At 63.0% G+C, this 20,310-nt stretch carries 19 protein-coding genes; 10 read left to right on the forward strand and 9 right to left on the reverse strand.

Annotated features, from left to right (window positions below):
* Positions 1-98: 98 nt before the first annotated feature.
* A complete protein-coding gene (locus J3R84_RS21985) occupies positions 99-2,000 on the forward strand; it encodes a methyl-accepting chemotaxis protein (RefSeq protein WP_057222835.1) in 1,902 nt (633 codons plus the stop codon).
* Between the two features lie 71 nt (positions 2,001-2,071).
* Here J3R84_RS21985 and J3R84_RS21990 read toward each other — a convergent pair whose 3' ends face one another.
* From J3R84_RS21990 to J3R84_RS22000, 3 genes are all read right to left on the reverse strand, one after another.
* Positions 2,072-3,616: an aldehyde dehydrogenase family protein gene (locus J3R84_RS21990; protein WP_057209853.1), complete on the reverse strand. Its 1,545-nt coding sequence runs from the start codon at positions 3,614-3,616 to the stop codon at positions 2,072-2,074.
* Positions 3,617-3,634: 18 nt separating this feature from the next.
* Positions 3,635-4,519, reverse strand: a complete 885-nt coding sequence (locus J3R84_RS21995) for an NAD(P)-dependent oxidoreductase (protein ID WP_113568486.1) — start codon at positions 4,517-4,519, stop codon at positions 3,635-3,637.
* A 243-nt stretch (positions 4,520-4,762) separates the two neighbouring features.
* On the reverse strand, positions 4,763-5,752 hold the full coding sequence (locus tag J3R84_RS22000; protein WP_203527809.1) for a zinc-dependent alcohol dehydrogenase family protein: 990 nt from the start codon (positions 5,750-5,752) through the stop codon (positions 4,763-4,765).
* Positions 5,753-5,856: 104 nt separating this feature from the next.
* On the opposite strand from J3R84_RS22000, the gene J3R84_RS22005 reads away from it, so the two are divergent.
* Positions 5,857-6,756, forward strand: coding sequence for a LysR family transcriptional regulator (locus J3R84_RS22005; RefSeq protein WP_025429280.1), 900 nt, complete (start codon positions 5,857-5,859; stop codon positions 6,754-6,756).
* Positions 6,757-6,914: 158 nt separating this feature from the next.
* Here the strand turns inward: J3R84_RS22005 and J3R84_RS22010 are convergent, their stop codons facing one another.
* From J3R84_RS22010 to J3R84_RS22030, 5 genes are all read right to left on the reverse strand, one after another.
* On the reverse strand, positions 6,915-7,280 hold the full coding sequence (locus J3R84_RS22010) for a VOC family protein (protein ID WP_057209850.1): 366 nt from the start codon (positions 7,278-7,280) through the stop codon (positions 6,915-6,917).
* 107 nt (positions 7,281-7,387) lie between these two features.
* A complete protein-coding gene (locus tag J3R84_RS22015; protein WP_225906260.1) occupies positions 7,388-8,305 on the reverse strand; it encodes a LysR family transcriptional regulator in 918 nt (305 codons plus the stop codon).
* Between the two features lie 22 nt (positions 8,306-8,327).
* On the reverse strand, positions 8,328-9,485 hold the full coding sequence (locus J3R84_RS22020) for a M20 aminoacylase family protein (RefSeq protein ID WP_057210104.1): 1,158 nt from the start codon (positions 9,483-9,485) through the stop codon (positions 8,328-8,330).
* 64 nt (positions 9,486-9,549) lie between these two features.
* On the reverse strand, positions 9,550-10,065 hold the full coding sequence (locus tag J3R84_RS22025) for a hypothetical protein (protein ID WP_057222838.1): 516 nt from the start codon (positions 10,063-10,065) through the stop codon (positions 9,550-9,552).
* A gap of 17 nt (positions 10,066-10,082) precedes the next feature.
* Entirely contained in the window at positions 10,083-10,898 is an 816-nt protein-coding gene (locus tag J3R84_RS22030; protein WP_107027454.1) for a DUF3100 domain-containing protein, read from the reverse strand.
* 463 nt (positions 10,899-11,361) lie between these two features.
* Between J3R84_RS22030 and J3R84_RS22035 the strand changes: the two genes are divergently transcribed.
* From J3R84_RS22035 to J3R84_RS22060, 6 genes are all read left to right on the forward strand, one after another.
* Positions 11,362-12,387, forward strand: coding sequence for an ABC transporter substrate-binding protein (locus J3R84_RS22035; protein WP_025429274.1), 1,026 nt, complete (start codon positions 11,362-11,364; stop codon positions 12,385-12,387).
* Positions 12,388-12,454: 67 nt separating this feature from the next.
* Positions 12,455-13,960, forward strand: a complete 1,506-nt coding sequence (locus tag J3R84_RS22040) for a sugar ABC transporter ATP-binding protein (protein ID WP_025429273.1) — start codon at positions 12,455-12,457, stop codon at positions 13,958-13,960.
* The gene (locus J3R84_RS22045; protein WP_025429272.1) at positions 13,960-14,952 is read left to right on the forward strand and encodes an ABC transporter permease; all 993 of its coding nucleotides are present in this window, start codon (positions 13,960-13,962) and stop codon (positions 14,950-14,952) included. The genes J3R84_RS22040 and J3R84_RS22045 overlap by 1 nt, the downstream gene beginning before the upstream one ends.
* Positions 14,949-15,905, forward strand: a complete 957-nt coding sequence (locus J3R84_RS22050) for an ABC transporter permease (RefSeq protein WP_025429271.1) — start codon at positions 14,949-14,951, stop codon at positions 15,903-15,905. The genes J3R84_RS22045 and J3R84_RS22050 overlap by 4 nt, the downstream gene beginning before the upstream one ends.
* A complete protein-coding gene (locus tag J3R84_RS22055; protein ID WP_025429270.1) occupies positions 15,902-16,927 on the forward strand; it encodes a LacI family DNA-binding transcriptional regulator in 1,026 nt (341 codons plus the stop codon). Before J3R84_RS22050 ends, J3R84_RS22055 begins: the two co-directional genes overlap by 4 nt.
* Before the next feature lie 74 nt (positions 16,928-17,001).
* Complete coding sequence (locus J3R84_RS22060; protein ID WP_057209846.1) at positions 17,002-18,246, forward strand: Gfo/Idh/MocA family protein; 1,245 nt, start codon at positions 17,002-17,004, stop codon at positions 18,244-18,246.
* 82 nt (positions 18,247-18,328) lie between these two features.
* Here the strand turns inward: J3R84_RS22060 and J3R84_RS22065 are convergent, their stop codons facing one another.
* Positions 18,329-18,799: a pyridoxamine 5'-phosphate oxidase family protein gene (locus J3R84_RS22065; RefSeq protein ID WP_057209844.1), complete on the reverse strand. Its 471-nt coding sequence runs from the start codon at positions 18,797-18,799 to the stop codon at positions 18,329-18,331.
* Between the two features lie 252 nt (positions 18,800-19,051).
* Between J3R84_RS22065 and J3R84_RS22070 the strand changes: the two genes are divergently transcribed.
* Both J3R84_RS22070 and J3R84_RS22075 read left to right on the forward strand, forming a co-directional pair.
* Positions 19,052-20,098 (forward strand): SLC13 family permease, encoded by a 1,047-nt coding sequence (locus J3R84_RS22070; RefSeq protein ID WP_057222841.1) that lies wholly within the window; start codon positions 19,052-19,054, stop codon positions 20,096-20,098.
* Entirely contained in the window at positions 20,095-20,307 is a 213-nt protein-coding gene (locus J3R84_RS22075) for a hypothetical protein (RefSeq protein ID WP_203527812.1), read from the forward strand. The genes J3R84_RS22070 and J3R84_RS22075 overlap by 4 nt, the downstream gene beginning before the upstream one ends.
* Positions 20,308-20,310: the final 3 nt, after the last annotated feature.

The following is a 20,310-nucleotide window of genomic DNA, read 5'->3' on the forward strand; positions in this document are numbered from 1 at the left end:
CCCTCGGAGCGCGCGCAACATTCCGGGTCTCCTCCCACCGGTTTGGCCGACCATGTCCTGCAAACCAGCGCGATCGCGACATCACAGGAGTCACGGCAGTGGCGTTCAAGAATTTATCGATATTGACCAAGGTCGGCCTCGTGGTCGTGGTCATGGGCATTTCGTCAACCCTGATCGCCCTTGCCGGTGCGCGCGGGCTCTCTTCACTCGGCACGACGATCGTCGAAGTCGGCGCCCGCGAAGAAGCCGCGCGCGAGGCGATGGACCTCAGGGTCGATATCATCGCCATCAGCCGCATGACCTATCAATTGGCCGCTACGCCCGGTAAGGCTTCGGAGTTCGGTGCGGAAACGGAAACGCGCGCCGCTGAAATGCTCGCTCGCGTCACCAAGATCGAGGCGGTCGCCGACGATGCCGAGGACAAGCTTCTCAACGACATCCGCACGACGCTGAACAGCTACTTCGACGAGATCCGCGCAATGATTGCCGTTGCCGGATCGAATGGCGCCGACGCCGCTGCCGTCAAGGCCGCGCTCGACAAGGCGCTCGACGCCCAGAAGACCGTGACGTCCGCCGTCAAGGCCTACAGCACCTATTCCGGCGATGCTCTTGCCGCTGCTCGCGCCGAGGCGCTCGAATCTTCCTCCGTCGCGATGACGATCCTCTTGGCTGCAGCCGGCGCCTGTATCGTCTTCGGCGTGGCCGTCAGCCTGCTCGTCGCGCGCCGCGGCATCGTGCTTCCGGTGCAAACGCTGACGTCGATCATGAGCGAACTTGCCGACGGCAAGCTTGATGGCGATGGAGCCGACCCTTCACGCCGCGACGAGATCGGCGAGATGGGCCGCGCCGTCGAAGTCTTCCGCAAGAACGCCATCAGCATGCGCGACATGAAGGCCCAGGAGGCGGCGCTGCATGCACGCAGCAGCGATCTCCAGTCCAACATCAGCATCGTGGTTGCCGCGGCCGTTGCCGGCGATTTCACCGGTCGCATCACCAAGGACTACGATAACGAGGACCTCAACCGCTTTGCCGCCAGCGTCAACGAGCTGGTATCGAGCGTCGATTTGACGGTCAACGAGGTCCGCCGCGTCGTGGCAGCACTCGCAGACGCCGACCTGACGCAATCCATGCGCGGTGAATTCCACGGCGCGTTCGCCGAGCTTCAGACCAACGTCAACGCCACGATGGTGACCCTGCGCTCGACGATGCAGAACGTCCGTACTGCGGCGGGCACGATCAACGACAATTCGGTGGAGTTGAGCTCGGCGGCTAACGATTTGTCGAAGCGTACCGAGCAACAGGCGGCAGCACTCGAAGAGACAGCGGCGGCCCTCGACGAAATCACCTCGACGGTCCGGACCGCGTCTGCGCGGGCCAATGAGGCGCACGAGATGGTGCGCGCCACCAAGGACAGTGCCGGACGATCGGGTGCGATCGTGCGCAGCGCAATCGACGCCATGGGCCGCATCGAGGATTCGTCGAACCGGATCAACCAGATCATCTCGGTGATCGACGAGATCGCCTTCCAGACCAATCTACTGGCGCTCAACGCTGGCGTCGAGGCCGCCCGTGCCGGCGAGGCCGGACGCGGCTTTGCCGTCGTCGCCCAGGAAGTCCGCGAGTTGGCGCAGCGTTCGGCGAACGCCGCCAAGGAGATCAAGACGCTGATCCACAGCTCCGCAAGCGAGGTCGAAAACGGCGTGTCGCTGGTGCGCTCGACCGGCGAGGCGCTGTTGGAGATCGAGACCCTGGTCAACAATGTCAGCGGCCACGTCAATACGATCGCGACCGCCGCACGCGAACAGGCAACCGCACTGCAGGAGATCAATACCTCGGTCAACCACATGGACCAGATGACCCAGCAGAATGCGGCAATGGTTGAAGAAACGACGGCTGCGAGCGGAACGCTCGCCGAAGAAAGCCGCCAGCTCCGCACGATGCTGGCGAAGTTCAAGCTGGAAGGTGTTGCAACGCGCGAAAGCTGGAGCCGCGCCGCCTGACGAAACGGCCCCGAGCAAGAGAGAAGGGTCGGCGTCGCCGGCCCTTCTGTCATTTCATTCGCTCGACTGCCCTACGCCTCCGGGGCATAGCCGAAGACGACGGCAGGATTTTCCGCGGTTTCGACCCAGACGCTCTTTGTCTGGGTGTAGGCGAGCAGCGCGTCGCGGCCGCTGGAGCGGCCGTATCCGGAGCGGCCGAAGCCGCCGAAGGGCGACATCACGCTGATCGTCTTGTAGCCATTGATCCAGAACGTGCCGGCGCGCACGCGCGCGGCCATGCGGTGGGCTCGCCCGACGTCCCGTGTCCACACAGCGCCCGCGAGACCGTAAGGGTTGTTGTTGGCAAGCGCCACCGCTTCTTCCTCGTCGTCAAAGACCGTGACGCCGACGACCGGGCCGAAGACTTCCTCGCGCGCGATGGTCATGTCGGGCTTGACGTTGTCGAGGATGGTCGGGGCAAAGAAGAAGCCGCCGGAGGACGAAAGCGCTGCGGGCTTGGCGCCGCCGGTTGCAAGCGTTGCGCCTTCGGCAACACCCTGGCGCACCATCTCGTCGATCTTTGCCCATTGGCGGGCATTGTTGATCGGGCCAATCTGGGTGGCGTCGAGATAGGGATCGCCGACCGGGATGCGTTCGGCGGCGCGGGCATAACGCTCGACGAATTGCTGATGCACCGAGCGGTGGATCAACAGACGGGAACCGGCAACGCAGCTCTGGCCGGCGCCCGAGAAGATGGCCGACTGCGCGCCGACGATCGCCCGGCCGACATCCGCATCGGCAAAGACGATGTTGCCGGACTTGCCGCCGAGTTCGAGAATGCAGGGCACGACGTTCTTCGCAGCTGCTGCCGCAATCGCAGATCCGGCCTGGGCCGAGCCGACGAAGACGACGAGCGCTGTCTGCTGATGGGCAACCATCGCGGCGCCTGCGGTCACGCCCTGGCCGGCGATGACGTTGACGAGTCCGCGCGGTGCGCCGCCCGCCTCGCAAAGTGCTCCGAGGACAAGCGTGCTGAGCGGCGTCAGCTCCGACGGTTTGATCACGACGCCGTTGCCGGCGCAGATCGCCGGTGCGATCTGCCAGCCGCCGGTAAAGAGCGGCGCGTTCCAGGGCGTGATCTGGGCAACGACGCCGACCGGTTCGTGCCTGATGTAGTTCAGGTGTGAGGTCGGGACCGGAATGACCTCGCCGTGCAGCTTGTCGCACCAGCCGGCATAATATTCGAACATCTCGGCGACCCGCAGCGCTTCGCCGCGGATATCGCGGATCGGCCGGCCAGCGGAACGGCTTTCGAGCTCGGCCAGTTCCGGTGCGCGCTCACGGATCTTGCGGGCGATCTCGTTCATCACCCGGCCGCGGGCGGATGCCGTCATGGCCATCCACTCGCGCTGCGCCCGCGTCGCCGCTTCCATGCCCGCATCGATGACGTCGTTGCCGGCGTCCTTGAACGTGGCGAAAACCTCGCCGGTCGCCGGGTCGGTCAGGTTCTGCTCAGGCCCGGAGCCTGCCACCAGCACGCCGTCGACATAGCTTCCGATCTCGCTGCCGGGCAGGAAGCCATGAAACAGCGCGCGGATGCGCTCGGCCTTGGCGGCCGGCATGGTCATGTCGTTCATTGTCTTCCCCTTGTCGTCTCAGTTGTCGTTGGCCGTGGCGCGAAAGGCGCCCATGCGGGTGAAGTCGTCGGCATTGTCGAGCGGGCTTTCGGCCCAGAGCCGAGCGACTGCCGCCGAAAGCGGCAGTGCGGCGCCGGTGCGGGCGGCAAGCTCACTTGCAAGCCGCACGTCCTTGCGCATCAGGCCCATGGTGAAGCCGCTGTCGAAGCGGTCGTTCATCACCCAGGTCGGGAAATGCACTTCGCTGATCATCGATTTGCCCGAGGCGGCGTTCAGCACCTTGAGCGCCTGTTCGGGCTCTAGCCCTGCCGAAAGCGCCAGCTTCAGGCCCTCGCCCGTCGTCACCATATGGGCGGCTGCAAGCAAGTTGTTGACGAGCTTGGCGACATTGCCGGCACCGCTTGGGCCCACATGCAGGGCCTTGGCCGCCATCGCATCGATCACCATTTTCGCGCGGGTAACATCGGCGTCACGGCCGCCGATCATCATCGTCAGCATGCCGCTTGCAGCACCCGCCGGCCCGCCCGAGACGGGCGCATCGAGGAAACCGTGGCCAAGTGCGTTGAGACCGGCGGCGAGATCGCGCGAAACGTCGGGTTCCGACGTCGACGTGTCGATGATGACGACACGGTCGTCGGCAGCCTTCAGGGCGTCAAGATTGGCCTCGACGACGGCTGCGACGTCCTTGGCGGTCGGCAGCGAGAAAACGATGAAATCGGTATCGACGAAGACGTCGGCAAGCGTTTCGCAAGGCGCCACACCGCCTTCGTCCGCCAGCTTGCGTCTGCCGTCGGAAAGGTCGAAGCCCTTCACCGCAAAGCCGTTGCTGGCGAGCGTGGTCGCCATGCCGAGCCCCATGGCTCCAAGCCCGACCACGCCTATCGCTCTCTCTTTCGTCGTCATATCCGGTGTCACCCTCAGCGTTTGTTTTGGTGCTGAGAAGGTGGCACGGGGTATCCGGGGCGGGTAGACGGCGGGGCCGGTACACTGCGTTGCTGGCGCCGCAACGTCGGTGGTTCAGCGGATGCCGGCCCGAGGCATCGAGCGTTTCCGGTTTTGGCGGAGTGGCAGAAACGCCCGATCCCTTTGCTTTAGGCATTCCCGACGGAAAACCGCTTGGCTCTTTTCCTGGAAATGCTCCAATCGTCAGATTGTCACGACGATCTTGCCGAACTGTTCGTTCGTCTCGAGATAGCGATGCGCCTCGACGATCTGCTCGAACGGAAAGGTCCTGGCGATGACCGGTTGCAACGAACCTGAGGTCAGCCCGTCGAGGATGAAGGCCTTGGCCGCCTCCAGCCGCTGGGGATTACCGATGATCTCGTGGACGAGGTAACCACGCAACGTCAGCGTCTTGCTGAGGACGGCAAACAGCGGAAAAGGCGTGGGCTCAGGGCTGAGGCCGCCATATTCGATCAGGATGCCGCCATGTGACATCGCCGCCGTCAGCGGTTCGAATATCGGCCCGCCGATCGGGTCGAATACCACGTGGATGCCCTGCGGACCGGCAATCTCCTTCAGTCGGGCTTCCAGGTCTTCCTCCGCTGAGGCGATCACATGGGCTGCGCCGAAATCGAACAAGGCCTGCTTCTTGGCAGAGGTTCGCGTGACGGCAATTGCGGTTGCGCCGACCAGGTTGGCGATCTGGATGGCCGCCAATCCGACACTGCTCGAGGCGGCGGTGATCACGACCAAATCTTGCCTGCCGAGCTTGGCGATGTCGATCAGGGCGCCATAGGCCGTGAGATATTGCATCCAGACGGCTGCTGCCGCTTCCCAGTTGAGCGACGGCGGATGCTTGACCACCTGCGCGGCAGGGACGGTGACCAGCTCACCATAGGCGGGCCAGCGGACCATCGATATCGGCGGAATGATGCTGACGGCGTCGCCTGGCGCGAAACCGTCGACCCCGCCGCCAATCGTTTCGATCACCCCCGCAGCCTCGAGGCCAAGACCGGACGGCAATGTCGGCGTCTCGATGTACCGGCCCGAGCGCAGCAGCGCCTCGGCGCGATTGAGGCCAAGGGCCTTGACGCGAATCTGGACCTCGCCGGTACCGGCTCCGGCAACATCGTGATCCTCAATGCGCAGAACCTCCGGACCACCATGCTCATGAAAACGAACGACGCGTGCCATCAGCCATAAACTCCGTAATGATTGAACTGAATAAGCTATGCGCGTCGGCTGGAATTCGATAAATGTCGGATTTGGCAGAGCAGTAGAAACCAGGAGTTTCGAATATGGATCGCCTTACGAGCATGGCGGTGTTCGTCAAAGCCGTGGATCTCGGCTCGTTTGCGGCCGCCTCGGAAGCGCTCGACCTTTCCGGGCCGATGGTCGGCAAGCATGTTCGGTTTCTCGAAGAGCGGCTCGGCGTGCGTCTGATCAACCGCACGACGCGTCGACAGAGCCTGACCGAATTCGGTCGCGCCTATTATGACCGCTGCCGTGTCATCCTTGCGGAGGCCGAAGCGGCAGACGCACTTGCGGCCGATCAGCTTTCCGAGCCGCGCGGTCGGTTGCGCGTCACCATGCCGGCGCTGCTCGGCCGGCGGTGCGTCGCGCCCATTCTGATGGAGTTTGCCCGGAAATACCCAAGGCTCGAGCTTGAGCTCTCCTTCGGCGATCGCATCGTCGATCTCGCCGAGGATGGTTACGACCTTGCCATCCGCACCGGCACTCTGGAGGACAGGTCCGGGCTGATCGCCCGTCGGCTTGCCAGCCACAGCATGGTTGTGTGCGCATCGCCGTCCTATGTCGAGCGCCATGGCACCCCGAGACAGATCGACGATCTGGGCGGCCATCATGCGGTGACATATAATAGACCTGGATGGGTGCATCCCTGGCTTTTCCCGCGCGACGGGCAGCAGGTTTTGGAAGTGACGCCCGCCAATCGCTTGCGGCTGGACGATCTCGAGGCCATCGCCGATGCTGCGGCTGCCGGAATGGGGCTGGCCTGGTTGCCGTCGTGGCTCGTTCGCCACCGCATCAAGTCCGGCGTCCTTGTCGAAGTGTTGCAAGGCGAGCCGGGATATGTGTTCGACAACTATGCCCTTTGGTTGCGCACGCCGCACTTGCCGCTGAAAGTCCGTCTTGCGGTCGATGCGCTGGTGGCCGCTTTGCCCACGGCGATGATCTAAGCCGTGAACCCATAAACCGGACGACTGAGATGGGCGTGGATCCCGCCCGTCCGTTTGGTCAAAGACGGGAACCTGACGTCGGTGGCGGAACGCGCCATGACCAGGAGCAGACGACGTATCGAAGGCAACCGCCCGCCGCCATCAGCTTTACGTCAGGTTCAGTCCTTCTTGAACTCGAATAGCTCGATGACGTTGCCCGACGGATCTTCGAGTAGGATGGCGCGGCCGGCACCGCCGTCGCTGATTTCACCGCGGAATCTTGCATCAGTGCGGCGCAACCGCTCAATGAGGACATCGACCTCGTTTGTAATGATCATAAATCGGTTCCACCCGCCCGGCTTCGGATCACCGCCGGCCTGACCACCGCTCCCGGCACCTGGGGCGCTGAGATACAGCGTCAGGTCGTCGCGCAGCAGCGCGGCGAACTTGCCCGGGTTGTGCTTGTCGATCTTGAATTCGAGATTGTCTCGATAAAACGCGACCGCCTCGTCGACGTCCGCGACGATGTATCGGACGGATGCCATTCAACCTTCTCCTCTGTCCTGGAGCTACAACGGTCAACTCGCGTAAAGGTTTCCTGTCGGTGGAACTGAGTGCAGAACGGGCCGTCCGGATGCCGGTTCGGTAAGCCTCAGGCTTTGAAGGACTGCATTTCCTGCGCGAGATGCTGGCCGAGTTTTTCTACCGAGAGCGGCAGGCGGCGATGCGCACGCACCATCAGGTGAGCGCTCGCCTCGCGCAGCAGCGGATCTTCAAGGTCGACCGCCTGCATGACGCCGCGGTCGATTTCGCCGGAGACGGCGGTCCTCGGCAGGAAGGTGACGCCGAGACCGGAGGCGACGAAACGGCGCAACACTTCGATCGAATGGGTTTCGAGCAACGGCGCCAGTGCCATGCCGGCGTCGGCGGCGACGCGGGCAACGATCTGGGTGACGCCGTTGCCTTTGCCGAGCATGGCGCAGGGCGAGGTCAGACAGTCCGCCAGTTTCAGACCGGTGCGGCTGGCGAGGGCATGCCCGATCGGAGCAATGACGCAAAGCGGCTGGCGGGCGATTGCCAGCGCCCGGATGCGCGGGTCCGTCAGCGGTGTGTAGGCGATGCCGATATCCGCGTCGCTGTTGGCGATGGCATCGACCACGTCCTCGGTGCTGCCGAGTTCGACGATATAGCGGACGTATGAATGCGCCCTCGAGAATGACGACAGCCCGTGTTCGACAAGGTCCGCCATAAAACCTTCGCCGCAGCGAATGCGGATGCGCGTCTGCTGGACGCCGCGGATCTGGTCGAGCTGTTCGGCGAGCAGGCCGTTGTCTTCAAGAACACGCTTGCCGTGTTCGAGAACGAGTTCGCCGGCATCCGTCAGCACTGTGCCGCGTGCTGTTCGTTCGAACAGCGCAAGGCCGATCTCGCGTTCGGTGTCGGCGATCTGGCGGCTGACGACCGACGGCGCCAGCCCCATGTGTTCGGCCGCACCCCGGATCGATCCGATGCGGGCAACGGCCATAAAAATCTTGAGCGCTTTCGCGTCGAGCACGTCCATGGTGGTCATGTGCGACGGAAACGGTTTGAGGTCAACGACCAAGAGATGTGGCGATCAGCCTTGTCCAGAGGTCGACGCCCTGCGGAACGATCGCATCGTTGAAATCGTAGTGCGGTGAATGCAGGCCGGGGTTGGCGCCTTCGCGGCGTGCGCCGAGCCAGAGGTAACAGCCGGGGCGTTGCTCCAGCATGAAGGCGAAATCTTCCGCAGCCATGCTGGGGGCGGCATCGACGACCGAAAGGGCACTGTCCTTTGCTGCGACCGAGCGCACGAAGGCGGCCGATGCAGCATCGTTGATCGTGGCGGGATAGCGGTACTGATAGTCGAGATCGGCGCTGCAGCCGAGGCCCTCGGCGATGGCCGCCGTCAGCGTCCGCATGCGCTTTTCGAGGATTTCTCCGACTTCTTTCGCAAACCAGCGTGTCGTGCCGCGGATGACAGCTTCCTGCGGGATGACATTCCAGGCATCGCCGCCGTGGATCTGGGTCACGGAGACGACGGCTGCGTCGAGCGGCGAGACGTTGCGGCTGGCAATCGTCTGCAGCGCGGAGACGATCTGGGCTGCGGCAACCAGCGGGTCGGCGCCCTCATGCGGCATCGCCCCGTGGGCGCCTCTGCCGGTGATGCGGATTTCGAACACGCCGAAGGCGGCCATCATCGCGTCGTCGCGGGCAACGCAGGTGCCGACGTTAAGCGCCGGCCAATTGTGCAGGGCATAGACTGCGTCAGCCGGAAAATCACGGAAGAGGCCGTCGGCGACCATGGCGCGGGCGCCACCTTCCGCTTCTTCCGCCGGCTGGAAAATGAAGTGTACGGTACCGTCGAAATCCATCTCGGAGGCTTGTCGCGCCGCGGCGAGCAGCATCGAGACGTGACCGTCATGGCCGCAGGCATGCATCTTGCCGGATGTTTTCGACGCGTAGGCAACGCCGCTGGCCTCGACGATCGGCAGCGCGTCCATGTCGGCGCGGATGGCGATGGCGCGGGTCGAAGTGCCGCGTGACAGCGTGCCGACAAGGCCGGTGCCGGCATAGCCGGTTTTGGTCGCGATGCCCCATTCGGCAAGCTTGCCGGCAATGAAGGCGGAGGTTTCCCGTTCCTCGAAGGCGAGTTCCGGGTGGGCGTGCAGGTGATGGCGCCAGGCGATCGTTTCCGCGATACGGTCGGGGCTGATGTCGTGGCGGCTCATCTCGTTCATCCTGTCTCTGCACATTGGAAACCGGCCGCAAACGCGGCCGGCCTGCTGTTCTATCCTACTGGCCCAATCTCAGGAACAGGTCGGCAACGACGACGGAGCCCATATAGGTTCCGATCATCACGCAGATCGCCACGATGACGATCTTCCAGCCCGAACGACGGGCGATGGCGAATTCGCTCGCTGTCAGCGCCAGGCCGCCATAGGCAAGCGCCGGCGTGGCGAGCGCCAGGAAGTTCAGGTGCTCGACCTGTTCGCTGACCCAGGCAGCCCCCGGGACGCCGGGAATGGTGATCAGGATCGCGATCAGCGATACCCAGGCGACACCAGGCAGGTAAAAGGGTACGAAGCGGGCAAAGCCGAGGCCGATGATGCAGGCGACATAGAGCACCGCCATGCCCGGCAGGGCGATGAGCGGCGACGTGCCCGTTCCGACCCAGTTGGCGATCAGGCCGATGGCGCAGGCGATCAGCAGCAGCCCGGAGTGTTTGACGACATCGATTTTGCGCTCATCTTCCGCATTCAGCGGCAGGTCATCAGCAAGATTGGTGGTGGTGTTGGTTTGATTGGCCATTGTTCCTGTCTCCCCGATCAGGCTGTTTTGCGGTCGGACGGGCGGGCTTTGTTGTAAAGCCATTCCGTCAGCGGCAGGGCGACGAACATGCCGACATAAAGGCCGGTCGCGTAGGTCAGGATGTTGCTGGCCGCTGCCAGCGCCAGGATGATGTCCTTCTGGTCCGGAACGACGGCGACGAGACCGCCGGTGCAGGCCGCAAGCATCGAGCCGGAGCCGACGCCGCAGGACATGGCAAGAGCGCGCACGTCGAAGATGCCGAGGCCGTGGACGAGCGGCGGCATGATCGCGAAGACGAATGTGCCGATGAGTGTGCCGGTGGCATAGACTCCCATGGCGCCGGCGCCTTCCGGCGAGTTGAGGCCGTATTTGTCGGCGATCAGCGCGATGTTGGGCTCGCGATCGATCGAATAGGTGGCGCCGACGGCTTCGCGGCCCATCTTCAATAGGAACACGGCGACCGGGAAGGCGATGAGGATCGTGCCGAGATTGCCGAGTTCCTGGAGCACGAGTGCCGGTCCGGCCTCGATGATCTTGGAGATCTGTGGTCCGACTGTTGTGCCGAACTTGGCAATGAAAGGCATGATCGCAACGGTGATCATGGCGCCGGACAGCTTGACCGCATCCTTGGAAATGAACTTGGCGCTCGCCTTGAAAATGGCGGGATTGAGCATGATGCCGAGTGCGAAGGCATAAAGGATCGGCAGGAAGATCACGGTGCCGAGGCTGATCGACAGGCGTTGAATGCCGATCAGCTCGGAGACGATGACGATCGCGAGCACAAGGATGTGCAGATAGAGCCCGCCTGCGGCGGCTCCGGGTTTTCCGGTCATGATGTTCTCCTCTGGTTGGGGACCAGTTGTTGTTCTTTGCCCAAACTTAACACTATTGGCTGAGGGCAAATGCCGGCTAGCCGGTCGGCGAGCAACGAAGTGTTGCAGTTCCAGCAACAGGTCGCTGGGTTGAAGGCGGCTTCTGCAAAACCGCTCATCGCTTCTGTCATTTCATGGTCGCGGTCCTGCTTTGGCCGAGTGCGGATGCGAATCGAGCTTTCGCCTTGCCTTGCTTTTGCATGTGCCGCCTCGATGGCCAAGGACACATACGGCCAAGTGGGGACGAGCGGCACGGAAAGCGCCAACTTTCCCCAGCAATCCGGGCGATTGGCCCGGCCAGATCACACCTTGCGCAGGTTCACGACAGAAATTCGAAAAACCCATCAAAAATCGCTGAAAACCCCCATTGAAATCGATTACATTTTCTGGCTTCATGGTTCTCGCAAGATTTTGGGAGGATCTTATGAAGAAGCTTATCGCCGTAGCACTCGGCACCGTCGCATCCATTGCCATCTCCGCCTCGCTCGCCAATGCCGAGACCTTCAAGATTGGTCTGTCCAATGGTTGGGTCGGCAGCGAGTGGCGCACGCAGATGATCGACGAGGCCAAGGCGGCCGCGGAAAAATGGAAGGAAAAGGGCGTCGACGTCGAAGTCAGCGTCCAGAGCGCCAATGTCGACGTGCCCGGGCAGATCGCCCATGTGCGCAATTTCATTGCCGAGGGCGTCAACGCCATCATCATCAACCCCAACAGCCCGACGGCCTTCGACCCGATCTTCGCGCAGGCGAAGGAAGCGGGCATTCTGGTGATCGCCACTGATGCCGAAGTCTCTTCGCCGGATGCCACCTATGTCGGCATCGACCAGACGGCATGGGGTGCGGCCGGTGCCAAGTGGCTTGCCGAAACGCTCGGTGGTAAGGGCAAGGTCGTGGCGATCAACGGCGTCGCAGGCCACCCGGCAAACGAGATGCGGGTCGCCGGCTATAAGAGCGTCTTCAAGGACTATCCGGATATCCAAGTCGTCAACGAGGTCAACGCCAACTGGGATCAGGCGCAGGGCCAACAGGCCATGCAGAACATCCTGGCGACCTATCCTGACGTCAACGGCGTCGTCGTGCAGGACGGCATGGCTGCCGGCGCCTGGAAGTCGATCATGGATGCCGGCAAGGCCAGCCAGATCGCAGCAACCGGCGAGATCCGCAAGGACTTCATCGATCTCTGGAGCAAGGATAAGCTGAACTCCGGCGCGACCGTCAATCCGCCCGGCGTCATGGCAAGCGCGCTCAATGTCGCCGTCCTCATGCTGCAGGGCAAGGAACTGAAGGAACCGGCAACGGCTGGCCAGTACAAGAACGCCATGTACCTGCCGATCCCGTTCATCGACTCCAAGAACCTGGCGGATGCCGCCAAGCAGGTCGACGGCAAGCCGGGCTACTACTCCTACACCAGCGCCCTTTCAATCGAAGACGCTGAAGCGCTCTTCAAGTAAGCGCTCAAGACCGGGCGGATCTCGTGGTCCGCCCGGCGCTTCTGACCCGATCATACGGACGATCCTCATGTCGAAACTTAAGATGAACGGCGTAAGCAAGGCTTACGGCGCCACCCTGGCTTTGCGCCGCGGCGACCTTGAGATCGCCGCCGGCGAAGTCCATGTGCTCATGGGCTCGAACGGCTCGGGCAAGAGCACATTGTGCAAGATCATTGCCGGCAGCGTGCGCCCCGATGGCGGAGAGATCCTCATCGACGGTCGGCCGGTCACGATATCAGGGCCGCAATCGGCCAGGGCGCAGGGCATCGGCATCTTCTACCAGGAGCTCAGCCTTGCCGGAAACCGCTCGGTCGAGGAGAATATCTGCCTTGCCATGCTGCCGGTCAAAGCCGGAATCTTTATCGACCGTGCCGCCCTGAAGGCGCGCGCGGCGCGCTACATCGATCTTTTCTCCGGCGTTTCCGGTGATGGTTTTGCGGCCGAGACGCTCGTCGGCAATCTGCGCGCCGATCAGCGACAGCTTGTCGAGATCATGAAGGCACTGGCAAGTGAAGCCCCGATCCTGATCTTCGACGAGCCAACCTCGGCACTCGACAGGGCACAGGTCGACCGCTTCTTCGATATCCTGCGCGGGCTAAAGCGCGACGGCCGCGGCATCATTTTCATTTCGCACCGCATGGACGAGATCACCGCGATCGGTGATCGGGTGACGATCATTCGCGACGGTGAGACGATCAAGACGCTCAATCTGAACGAGACCGATCCTGCCGCGGTCATCCGGCTGATGGTCGGCGGCGCCGGCGACATGCCGGCCTCGCAGTCCTCAGTGCCTGCCGTGGCAAGCTTTTCGGCCGGCGACGCCATGACCGTCGACAAGCTGTCGGGTGCCGGTTTCCGCAATGTCAGCTTCGAGGTCGCCAAGGGTGAGATCCTCGGTCTCGGCGGGCTTCACGGCCAGGGGCAATCGGCGGTGTTGCGGGCGATTTTCGGCGCCGGCTCCACAACTGCGGGCGAAATCCGCATCGGCGGCGATCGTCTCGATGCGAGAAGCCCGCGCGACGCCATCCGGCGCGGTTGCGCCTATGTCTCGGGTGACCGCGGTCGCGACGGCGTCATTGCCGGCAGACCGATCATCGAGAATGTGACGCCCATCCATTACCTGCGTGATCGGCTGATGATTGCACGTCCGTCAACGCTCAAGGAAAAGGCGATGCCGGCGCTTGAGGCGATGCATACGAAGTTCGCGAGTCTCCTGCATCCGATCAACTCGCTTTCCGGCGGCAACCAGCAAAAGGTGATCATCGCCCGCTGGCTGATCGATCGGCCGGATGTGCTGCTGCTGGACGACCCCACCAAGGGCATCGACCTCTCGGCCAAGGCCGATCTCTTTGCCCTCATTCGCCAACTGGCAGGCGAGGGGCTCGGCATCCTGCTCTATTCCTCGGAGGACGCCGAATTGCTCGGGAATGCCAACCGCATCCTCGTCTTCAACGGCGGGTCGGTCACTCGCGAGCTCACCGGCGAGGATCGCACCCGCTACAATCTTTACCAGGCTGCATACGAGGCCGCGTGATGACACCGACCACGACAGAAATTCGACCTTCCCGCGCCGGTGGGCTAAAACTCTGGCTCGAGCGCTATCCGTTCCTGCCGGCGCTGGTCATTGTCGTCGCGCTTCTGGCGTTGAACGGCGTGTTCTCGCCCAACAGCTTGAGCTACCGCTCGCTGACGGGGCTGCTCAGCACCTATATGGCGCTGATCATGCTGGCGATCGCCCAGACCTATGTCGTTTCCGCAGGGGATATTGACCTGTCGGCCGGTGCGACGCTGTCACTCGTCAATGTCGCCATTGTCGTTTTGATGGAAAAATGGGGTGGTGGCGCCGGCGCCGTCATCGGTGCCTTGATCTGTGGCATTCTGCTCGGGCTCGTCTGTGGGGTTATCAACGGCATCGTCGTTGCAGCGCTCAGGCTGCAGGCGATCGTCGCTACCTTTGCGACCAGTATCTTCTTCACCGGCGTTGCGCTCTATGTCATGCCAGTGGCCGGCACGCCGGCGCCGGCGCTGTTCTGGCGGACCTATGGCGGGCGGTTGCTCGGTCTTCCCTTCGTCTTCTATGTGCTTGCAGCACTCGCTGTTCTGCTCTTCCTTTTGTCGCGCACCCGCCTCGTCACCCAGCTTCTGGCCGTCGGTGACGACCAGCAGGCGGCCTACCAGACCGGTCTTCCCGTGGTCCTGGTCCGCATCAAGGGTTATGCGCTCTGCGGCCTGTTTTCGGCGCTCGCAGCGTTCTGCCTGACCGGCGACACCGCCAGCGGCGATCCGCTCGTCGGTGGCAAGATGACGCTCTATAGCGTCGCGGCCGTCGTGCTCGGGGGCAGCGCGCTTGCCGGCGGCTGGACGACCGTGGTCGGTTCTCTGCTCGGCGCGCTGACGATCGGTCTCGTCAACTCGCTCGTCTTCTTCATGGGCACGCCGTCGGAGTGGCAGAACTTCGTTCAAGGTCTCGCCATCCTCCTCGTCTTGATGGCAGGCGTGCTTGCCGGCCGGAGGGCACGCGCATGAACGCCGTTATTTCCTTCCTCAAGAAGCCGCTGGTCATCGCGCTGCTTTTGATCGTGGCACTTCTCTATCTTGGCGAAAGCCTGTCACCGGGCTTTGCCTCGGCCGACCAGATCCTGCGCTTGCTGATTGTCGCCTCGCTGCTCGGCATTGTTGCGGCCGGCCAGAACGTCGTCATTCTCGGCGGCCGCGAAGGCATCGATCTCTCGGTCGGCGGCGTCGTTTCGCTTTCGGCGATCATTGCCGGCAATGTCATGAACGGCGCCGACGGCGGCATCCTGCCGGCGATCCTTGCCTGCGTGGCGACCGGGGCTTTCTTCGGCCTCCTGAACGGGCTGGGTGTCACGCTGCTGCGTATCCCGCCGCTGGTCATGACGCTCGGCATGCTCGGCGTGCTCCAGGGCCTGCTGGTCGTCATCCGCAACGGCATTCCCTCCGGCCGCGCGGCACCCGGTCTTTCCGCCTTCGTCACCCAGCCGCTGGTGTTCGGCATTCCCGGCATCATCTGGCTCTGGATCGCCGTCGGCCTGTTTATGGCCTTCATGCTCAACCGCACCGTCTTCGGGCATCGCATTTATGCGATCGGTTCCAACGAACATGCGGCCTATATGGCCGGCGTGCCGGTCCGCCGCATGCGCATCGGCCTGTTCATGATCTCCGGCATGTTCGCGGCGATCGCAGGCCTCTGCCTGCTTGGCTATTCCGGCTCGTCCTTCGCCAATGTCGGCGAGCAATACATGCTGTCCTCGATCATCGCGGTCGTCTTTGGCGGTACGTCGCTTGCCGGCGGCAAGGGCGGATACACCGGCACCATGGCAGGCGCGCTGTTGCTGGTGATCCTCCAGGGCATCCTGACTACCGTCAACATCGATGAATCCGGCCGTCAGATGGTGTTCGGCGCGACATTGCTGCTCTTGATGCTGTTTTACGGCCGCGGAAAGGCGATGCGGACATGAGCGATCACAGGCCGAAGATCAAGGATATTGCCGAGCGTGCCGGCGTTTCCGTTGCCACCGTGTCGCGGGCGCTCAGCGATTCCGGCCTGGTGACGGCGGAAACGCGCCAGCGCATCCATGCGCTTGCCCGCGAACTCAACTACCGGCCGAACGTCAGCGCCCGCAACCTGCGCACCCGCAAGTCGATGTCGGTGCTCTTGGTCGTGCGCGACGTCGGCAACCCGTTCTATCTCGACATTCTGAAAGGCGTCGAGGCGACGGCGCGCGAGGCCGGCTACTCCGTGCTCATGGGCAACACCGAGAACGATCCGGATCGCGAGACGGAGTATTTCAACATGCTGCGCGATGGCCATGCCGACGGCATGATCCTGATGACCGGCAAGCTGCCGCCGGCAGGGCATGATGCTGGTCTCGACCTGGCGCATCTGCCCGTCGTCGTCGCGCTGGAAATGATCGACGACTCGGGGCTGCCGCATGTGCAGGTCGACAACCTTGCCGCCGCCAGGGCTGCGGTCGAGCATCTGATCTCGCTTGGTCACCGCAAGATCGCCCACATCGCCGGGCCGCTGCCCGAAGTGATGGCCATTCACCGCCGAGACGGTTATCGCGCCGCGATGCACGAGGCCGGCCTTGCGATCCCTGACGGCTACGAGGCTCGGGGCGATTACCTGCTTGAAACCGGCCAGCTCTGCTGCGGCCAATTGTTTGCCTTGGCCGAGCCGCCGACGGCGATATTCGCCGCCAACGACGAAATGGCCTATGGCGCCATTCACGAGTTGCGTCGCCTCGGCCGTGATGTGCCTGGTGATGTTTCCGTCGTCGGCTTCGACGACCTCTATCTGAGCAAGGCTTTCTATCCGCCGCTGACCACGGTCAACCAGCCGCGCGCCGACATCGGCAGAACGGCGATGTCGCTGCTGCTTCGTATGCTTTCCGGCGAGGAGGTGGCGCATGCGCCGCCCATAGTGCTGCCGACGACCCTGAGCATTCGGGCCAGCACCACCGCGCCACGTCACTCATAAGGCGAGCATGATGTCGACCGAAACCGCTTACACTTTCGGCATCATGCTCCGGCCGAAAAATCTGGGAGAAGAAAATGACACAGCTACCGAAGCACACGCTGCGCGTGGGTTTCGTCGGAACGGGCTTCATCGCCCATTTCCACCTGAAATCGATGATCGGCGTGCGCAATGTCGAAGTGACGGGCGTCTTCAGCCGCAAGGCGGAAAACCGCGAAAAATTTGCGAAGGAAGTCGAAACGCTCGGGCTCGGCTCCTGCCGCACGCATGAGAGCCTGGAAGCGCTGCTGTCAGCCGACGACGTCGACGCGATCTGGATCCTGTCGCCGAACTATACGCGCCTCGACGTGATGCGCGCCCTGCACGGGGCGATCAAGTCAGGCCGCAGCAAGGTCTTTGCGGTCGCCTGTGAGAAGCCCTTGGCGCGCACGGTGGCGGAAGCCCGCGAGATGCTGACGCTGGCCGAAGATGCCGGCCTCAATCATGGCTATCTCGAAAATCAGGTGTTCTGCACGCCGGTGTTGCGCGGCAAGGAAATCATCTGGCGTCGCGCCGCCTCCACCACCGGCAGACCCTATCTTGCGCGGGCGGCAGAGGAACATTCCGGTCCGCACGAGCCCTGGTTCTGGCAGGGCGACAAGCAGGGCGGCGGTGTTCTCTCCGACATGATGTGCCACAGCGTCGAGGTGGCGCGCTATCTCTTGACCGCGCCCGGTGCGCCGCGCAATTCACTGAAGATCAAGTCGGTCAACGGCACCGTCGCCAACCTGAAATGGACACGTCCCAACTATGCCGAACAGCTGCGCAAGCGCTTCGGCAACGATGTGGACTATCGCAACCGCCCTTCGGAGGATTTTGCGCGCGCGACGGTGACACTCGAGGATCAGGACGGCAACGAACTGATGATCGAAGCGACGACCTCCTGGGCCTATGTCGGCGCCGGCCTGCGCATCCAGCTCGAATTGCTCGGACCGGAATATGCGCTCGAATACAATTCGCTGAGCACGGGCTTGAAGATCTTCATGTCTCGCGAAGTCACGGGGTCGGAAGGCGAGGATCTGGTCGAAAAGCAGAATGCCGAGCAGGGGCTGATGCCGGTGCTCGAGGACGAGGCTGGCGTCTACGGGTATACCGACGAAAACCGCCACATGGTCGAATGCTTCCGCAAGGGCCAGAAGCCGCTCGAAACTTTCGAGGACGGTCTGGCCGTGGTCGAGATGCTGATGGGGCTTTATCGCTCCGCAGAGATCAACGCCACCTTGCAGTTCCCCGCGCCGGAACTCGAACATTACGTGCCCGTGGTCGCGCGCAAGGGCGCTTGATACGGATCGGCTGAGGCTGGCTGGCGGGGAGCACCCCCCGTCGTCTCGATGAGCCAGGCCTCCCAGCTTGGGCGTCTTCTCGTTAATGCGAGGAGATGTCCACCGGATCTTCGTCCATGGCGCGCCCGGTCATCTCGTCGATCTCGATGACAAAGAACAGATGTGGAGACGTTCCGACGACACCCTGCTCCGCCGGCTTCAAACCGCCCGGTTCCCACCAGTTGGTGCGCTTCTCCAGCAGCGACCATGCCTGCAGGCGCTCTTGATGCCCTTGCTCCGTATCCGGCAACTCCCGATACCTGCCGTAGATGACCGCGCTTTTCCAACTTCCCCTGTCAGAGAACTCGTCGATCTGGACACAGACACGAGGATTTGAGCGCATCCAGTCGACTTTCTGTCCGGGCATGGAGAAGCCGTATAGCCGGTTCGCGGCAGAGGCGTACTGGATGGGGACGATGTAGGGCTGGTCATCCCTGGCACAGGCCAGCCGACCGATATGGTGCGAGGAGATGAGGGCGATACATTCCTCACGCGACAATTCCCTGACGAACATAATTCGCTTCCTCCAACGGTGAACCGTAGCCCAAGACTGCCGGCATTTCGCGGTCCACTACATTGATATGGCGCACGGCGTGAACATTGACAGGCGCGCTGGCCGAAGTGCGCGCAACTACCTCGTCCGATCAACAAATTGAAACGGGCCGTGCTTCGGGCGGGAATAAACCGCGTGCAGCACCGTTAGGCCCTCATCGAGACATCATGACGGTCGGTTGTCGCGCGGGAGTTTTCACCGCGAGCCGGTCAGATGCCGCTGCGCCAAGTGCGGCTGTTGACCGGGTCGCTGCTGATCTTCGCGACGATCCTGATCTTTGTTGCCGCTGATGGGCTGACCATGCCGATGCGTCTGGCGCTGATGGTGTTTGCGACAACGCTTGTCTGCTGGACGATCTTCGACCTGCCTGAAACGCCGGTGGCGCTTGCCGGAGCGCTGGCTTTGGGCGCCACCGGTACCGTCAGCGAAGAGGCGATGTTTGCAGCGCTCGGCAACGATATCGTCTGGTTGATGATCGCCGCCTTCGTCATTGCCTCGGTGCTTCAGGCATCCGGGCTGGTGGAGCGTCTCACCTTCCGGCTGCTGGCACCGTTCCAGCGCGTCAGCAGCCTTTTCTGGGCTGTAACTCTGACGATCTTTGCGACCGCCTTCATCATCCCATCCACGTCAGCACGGGCGGTAATCTTCATGCCGGTCTTTCTGGGGCTGACGGCCGCCATTGGCCGGCCCGGCGTGACACGGGCGCTTGCCTTGCTTTTCCCGTCGGTGATCCTGCTTTCGGCCGCCGCCTCGCTGACCGGTGCCGGCGCCCATCTGGTGGCGGTCGATTTCATCCGTCGCAGCGGCGGCAAAGCGCCCGATTTCCTCGATTGGGCCTTGCTGGCTGCCCCGTTCGGATTGGTCACGAGCCTGATTGCCTGTGGCCTCATCCTGCGGTTCTTCCTCGGCGCCGAGGATCGTAACGCTGCTTTCGAGCCATGCACGCCGGCTGAAAGGCAGCCGCTCAATGCGCAGGAGCGGACGCTGCTGGCGGTGACGGCGCTCATCGTTCTGGCGCTTGCGACATCGGGCCTTCATGGCGTTGCCTTGCCCTTCGTTGCCTTGATCGGCGCCCTCGTCATGGCCTCGGAAAAGGTCTCGGGGTTGTCCTTTCGCAAGGCACTGAAAACAGTCGAGTGGAACCTGCTCCTGTTTCTCGCCGGCACGCTCGTCATCGGCGAGGCACTGATGAGCACCGGCACGGCGGCCTTGCGACGTTCCAGGTCGGCGGCGAGCAGATTTGCCGCGAATATGAGATGAAGCGGCCGGATCAGCCGGATTTCGTGTCGGTTGCCTGCCGAAACGCCGGACGCTGGCAGACGCAACTGGCGATCGTCACACCCGAAAGCGGTGAAGGATTTGCGCCGGCTTTGTCGCTCGAAACCGTCGATGCCTATCTGACCTCGATCGGTGCCGGCGCACCTCTGGAGGCGGAGGCGGAGAAGAAGGCGCTCGCCGGACGAAAGTAGCCT

It is taken from the genome of Ensifer canadensis, from assembly GCF_017488845.2.
Classification (GTDB): Bacteria; Pseudomonadota; Alphaproteobacteria; order Rhizobiales; family Rhizobiaceae; genus Ensifer; species Ensifer canadensis.

Bases quoted from the DNA above. Each gene is read 5' to 3' on its own strand.
- J3R84_RS21990 (WP_057209853.1), bottom strand. From the start codon at position 3,616: ATGAACGACATGACCATGCCGGCCGCCAAGGCCGAGCGCATCCGCGCG.
- J3R84_RS21995 (WP_113568486.1), bottom strand. From the start codon at position 4,519: ATGACGACGAAAGAGAGAGCGATAGGCGTGGTCGGGCTTGGAGCCATG.
- J3R84_RS22000 (WP_203527809.1), bottom strand. From the start codon at position 5,752: ATGGCACGCGTCGTTCGTTTTCATGAGCATGGTGGTCCGGAGGTTCTG.
- J3R84_RS22005 (WP_025429280.1), top strand. From the start codon at position 5,857: ATGGATCGCCTTACGAGCATGGCGGTGTTCGTCAAAGCCGTGGATCTC.
- J3R84_RS22010 (WP_057209850.1), bottom strand. From the start codon at position 7,280: ATGGCATCCGTCCGATACATCGTCGCGGACGTCGACGAGGCGGTCGCG.
- J3R84_RS22015 (WP_225906260.1), bottom strand. From the start codon at position 8,305: ATGACCACCATGGACGTGCTCGACGCGAAAGCGCTCAAGATTTTTATG.
- J3R84_RS22020 (WP_057210104.1), bottom strand. From the start codon at position 9,485: ATGAGCCGCCACGACATCAGCCCCGACCGTATCGCGGAAACGATCGCC.
- J3R84_RS22025 (WP_057222838.1), bottom strand. From the start codon at position 10,065: ATGGCCAATCAAACCAACACCACCACCAATCTTGCTGATGACCTGCCG.
- J3R84_RS22030 (WP_107027454.1), bottom strand. From the start codon at position 10,898: ATGACCGGAAAACCCGGAGCCGCCGCAGGCGGGCTCTATCTGCACATC.
- J3R84_RS22035 (WP_025429274.1), top strand. From the start codon at position 11,362: ATGAAGAAGCTTATCGCCGTAGCACTCGGCACCGTCGCATCCATTGCC.
- J3R84_RS22040 (WP_025429273.1), top strand. From the start codon at position 12,455: ATGTCGAAACTTAAGATGAACGGCGTAAGCAAGGCTTACGGCGCCACC.
- J3R84_RS22045 (WP_025429272.1), top strand. From the start codon at position 13,960: ATGACACCGACCACGACAGAAATTCGACCTTCCCGCGCCGGTGGGCTA.
- J3R84_RS22050 (WP_025429271.1), top strand. From the start codon at position 14,949: ATGAACGCCGTTATTTCCTTCCTCAAGAAGCCGCTGGTCATCGCGCTG.
- J3R84_RS22055 (WP_025429270.1), top strand. From the start codon at position 15,902: ATGAGCGATCACAGGCCGAAGATCAAGGATATTGCCGAGCGTGCCGGC.
- J3R84_RS22060 (WP_057209846.1), top strand. From the start codon at position 17,002: ATGACACAGCTACCGAAGCACACGCTGCGCGTGGGTTTCGTCGGAACG.
- J3R84_RS22065 (WP_057209844.1), bottom strand. From the start codon at position 18,799: ATGTTCGTCAGGGAATTGTCGCGTGAGGAATGTATCGCCCTCATCTCC.
- J3R84_RS22070 (WP_057222841.1), top strand. From the start codon at position 19,052: ATGCCGCTGCGCCAAGTGCGGCTGTTGACCGGGTCGCTGCTGATCTTC.
- J3R84_RS22075 (WP_203527812.1), top strand. From the start codon at position 20,095: ATGAAGCGGCCGGATCAGCCGGATTTCGTGTCGGTTGCCTGCCGAAAC.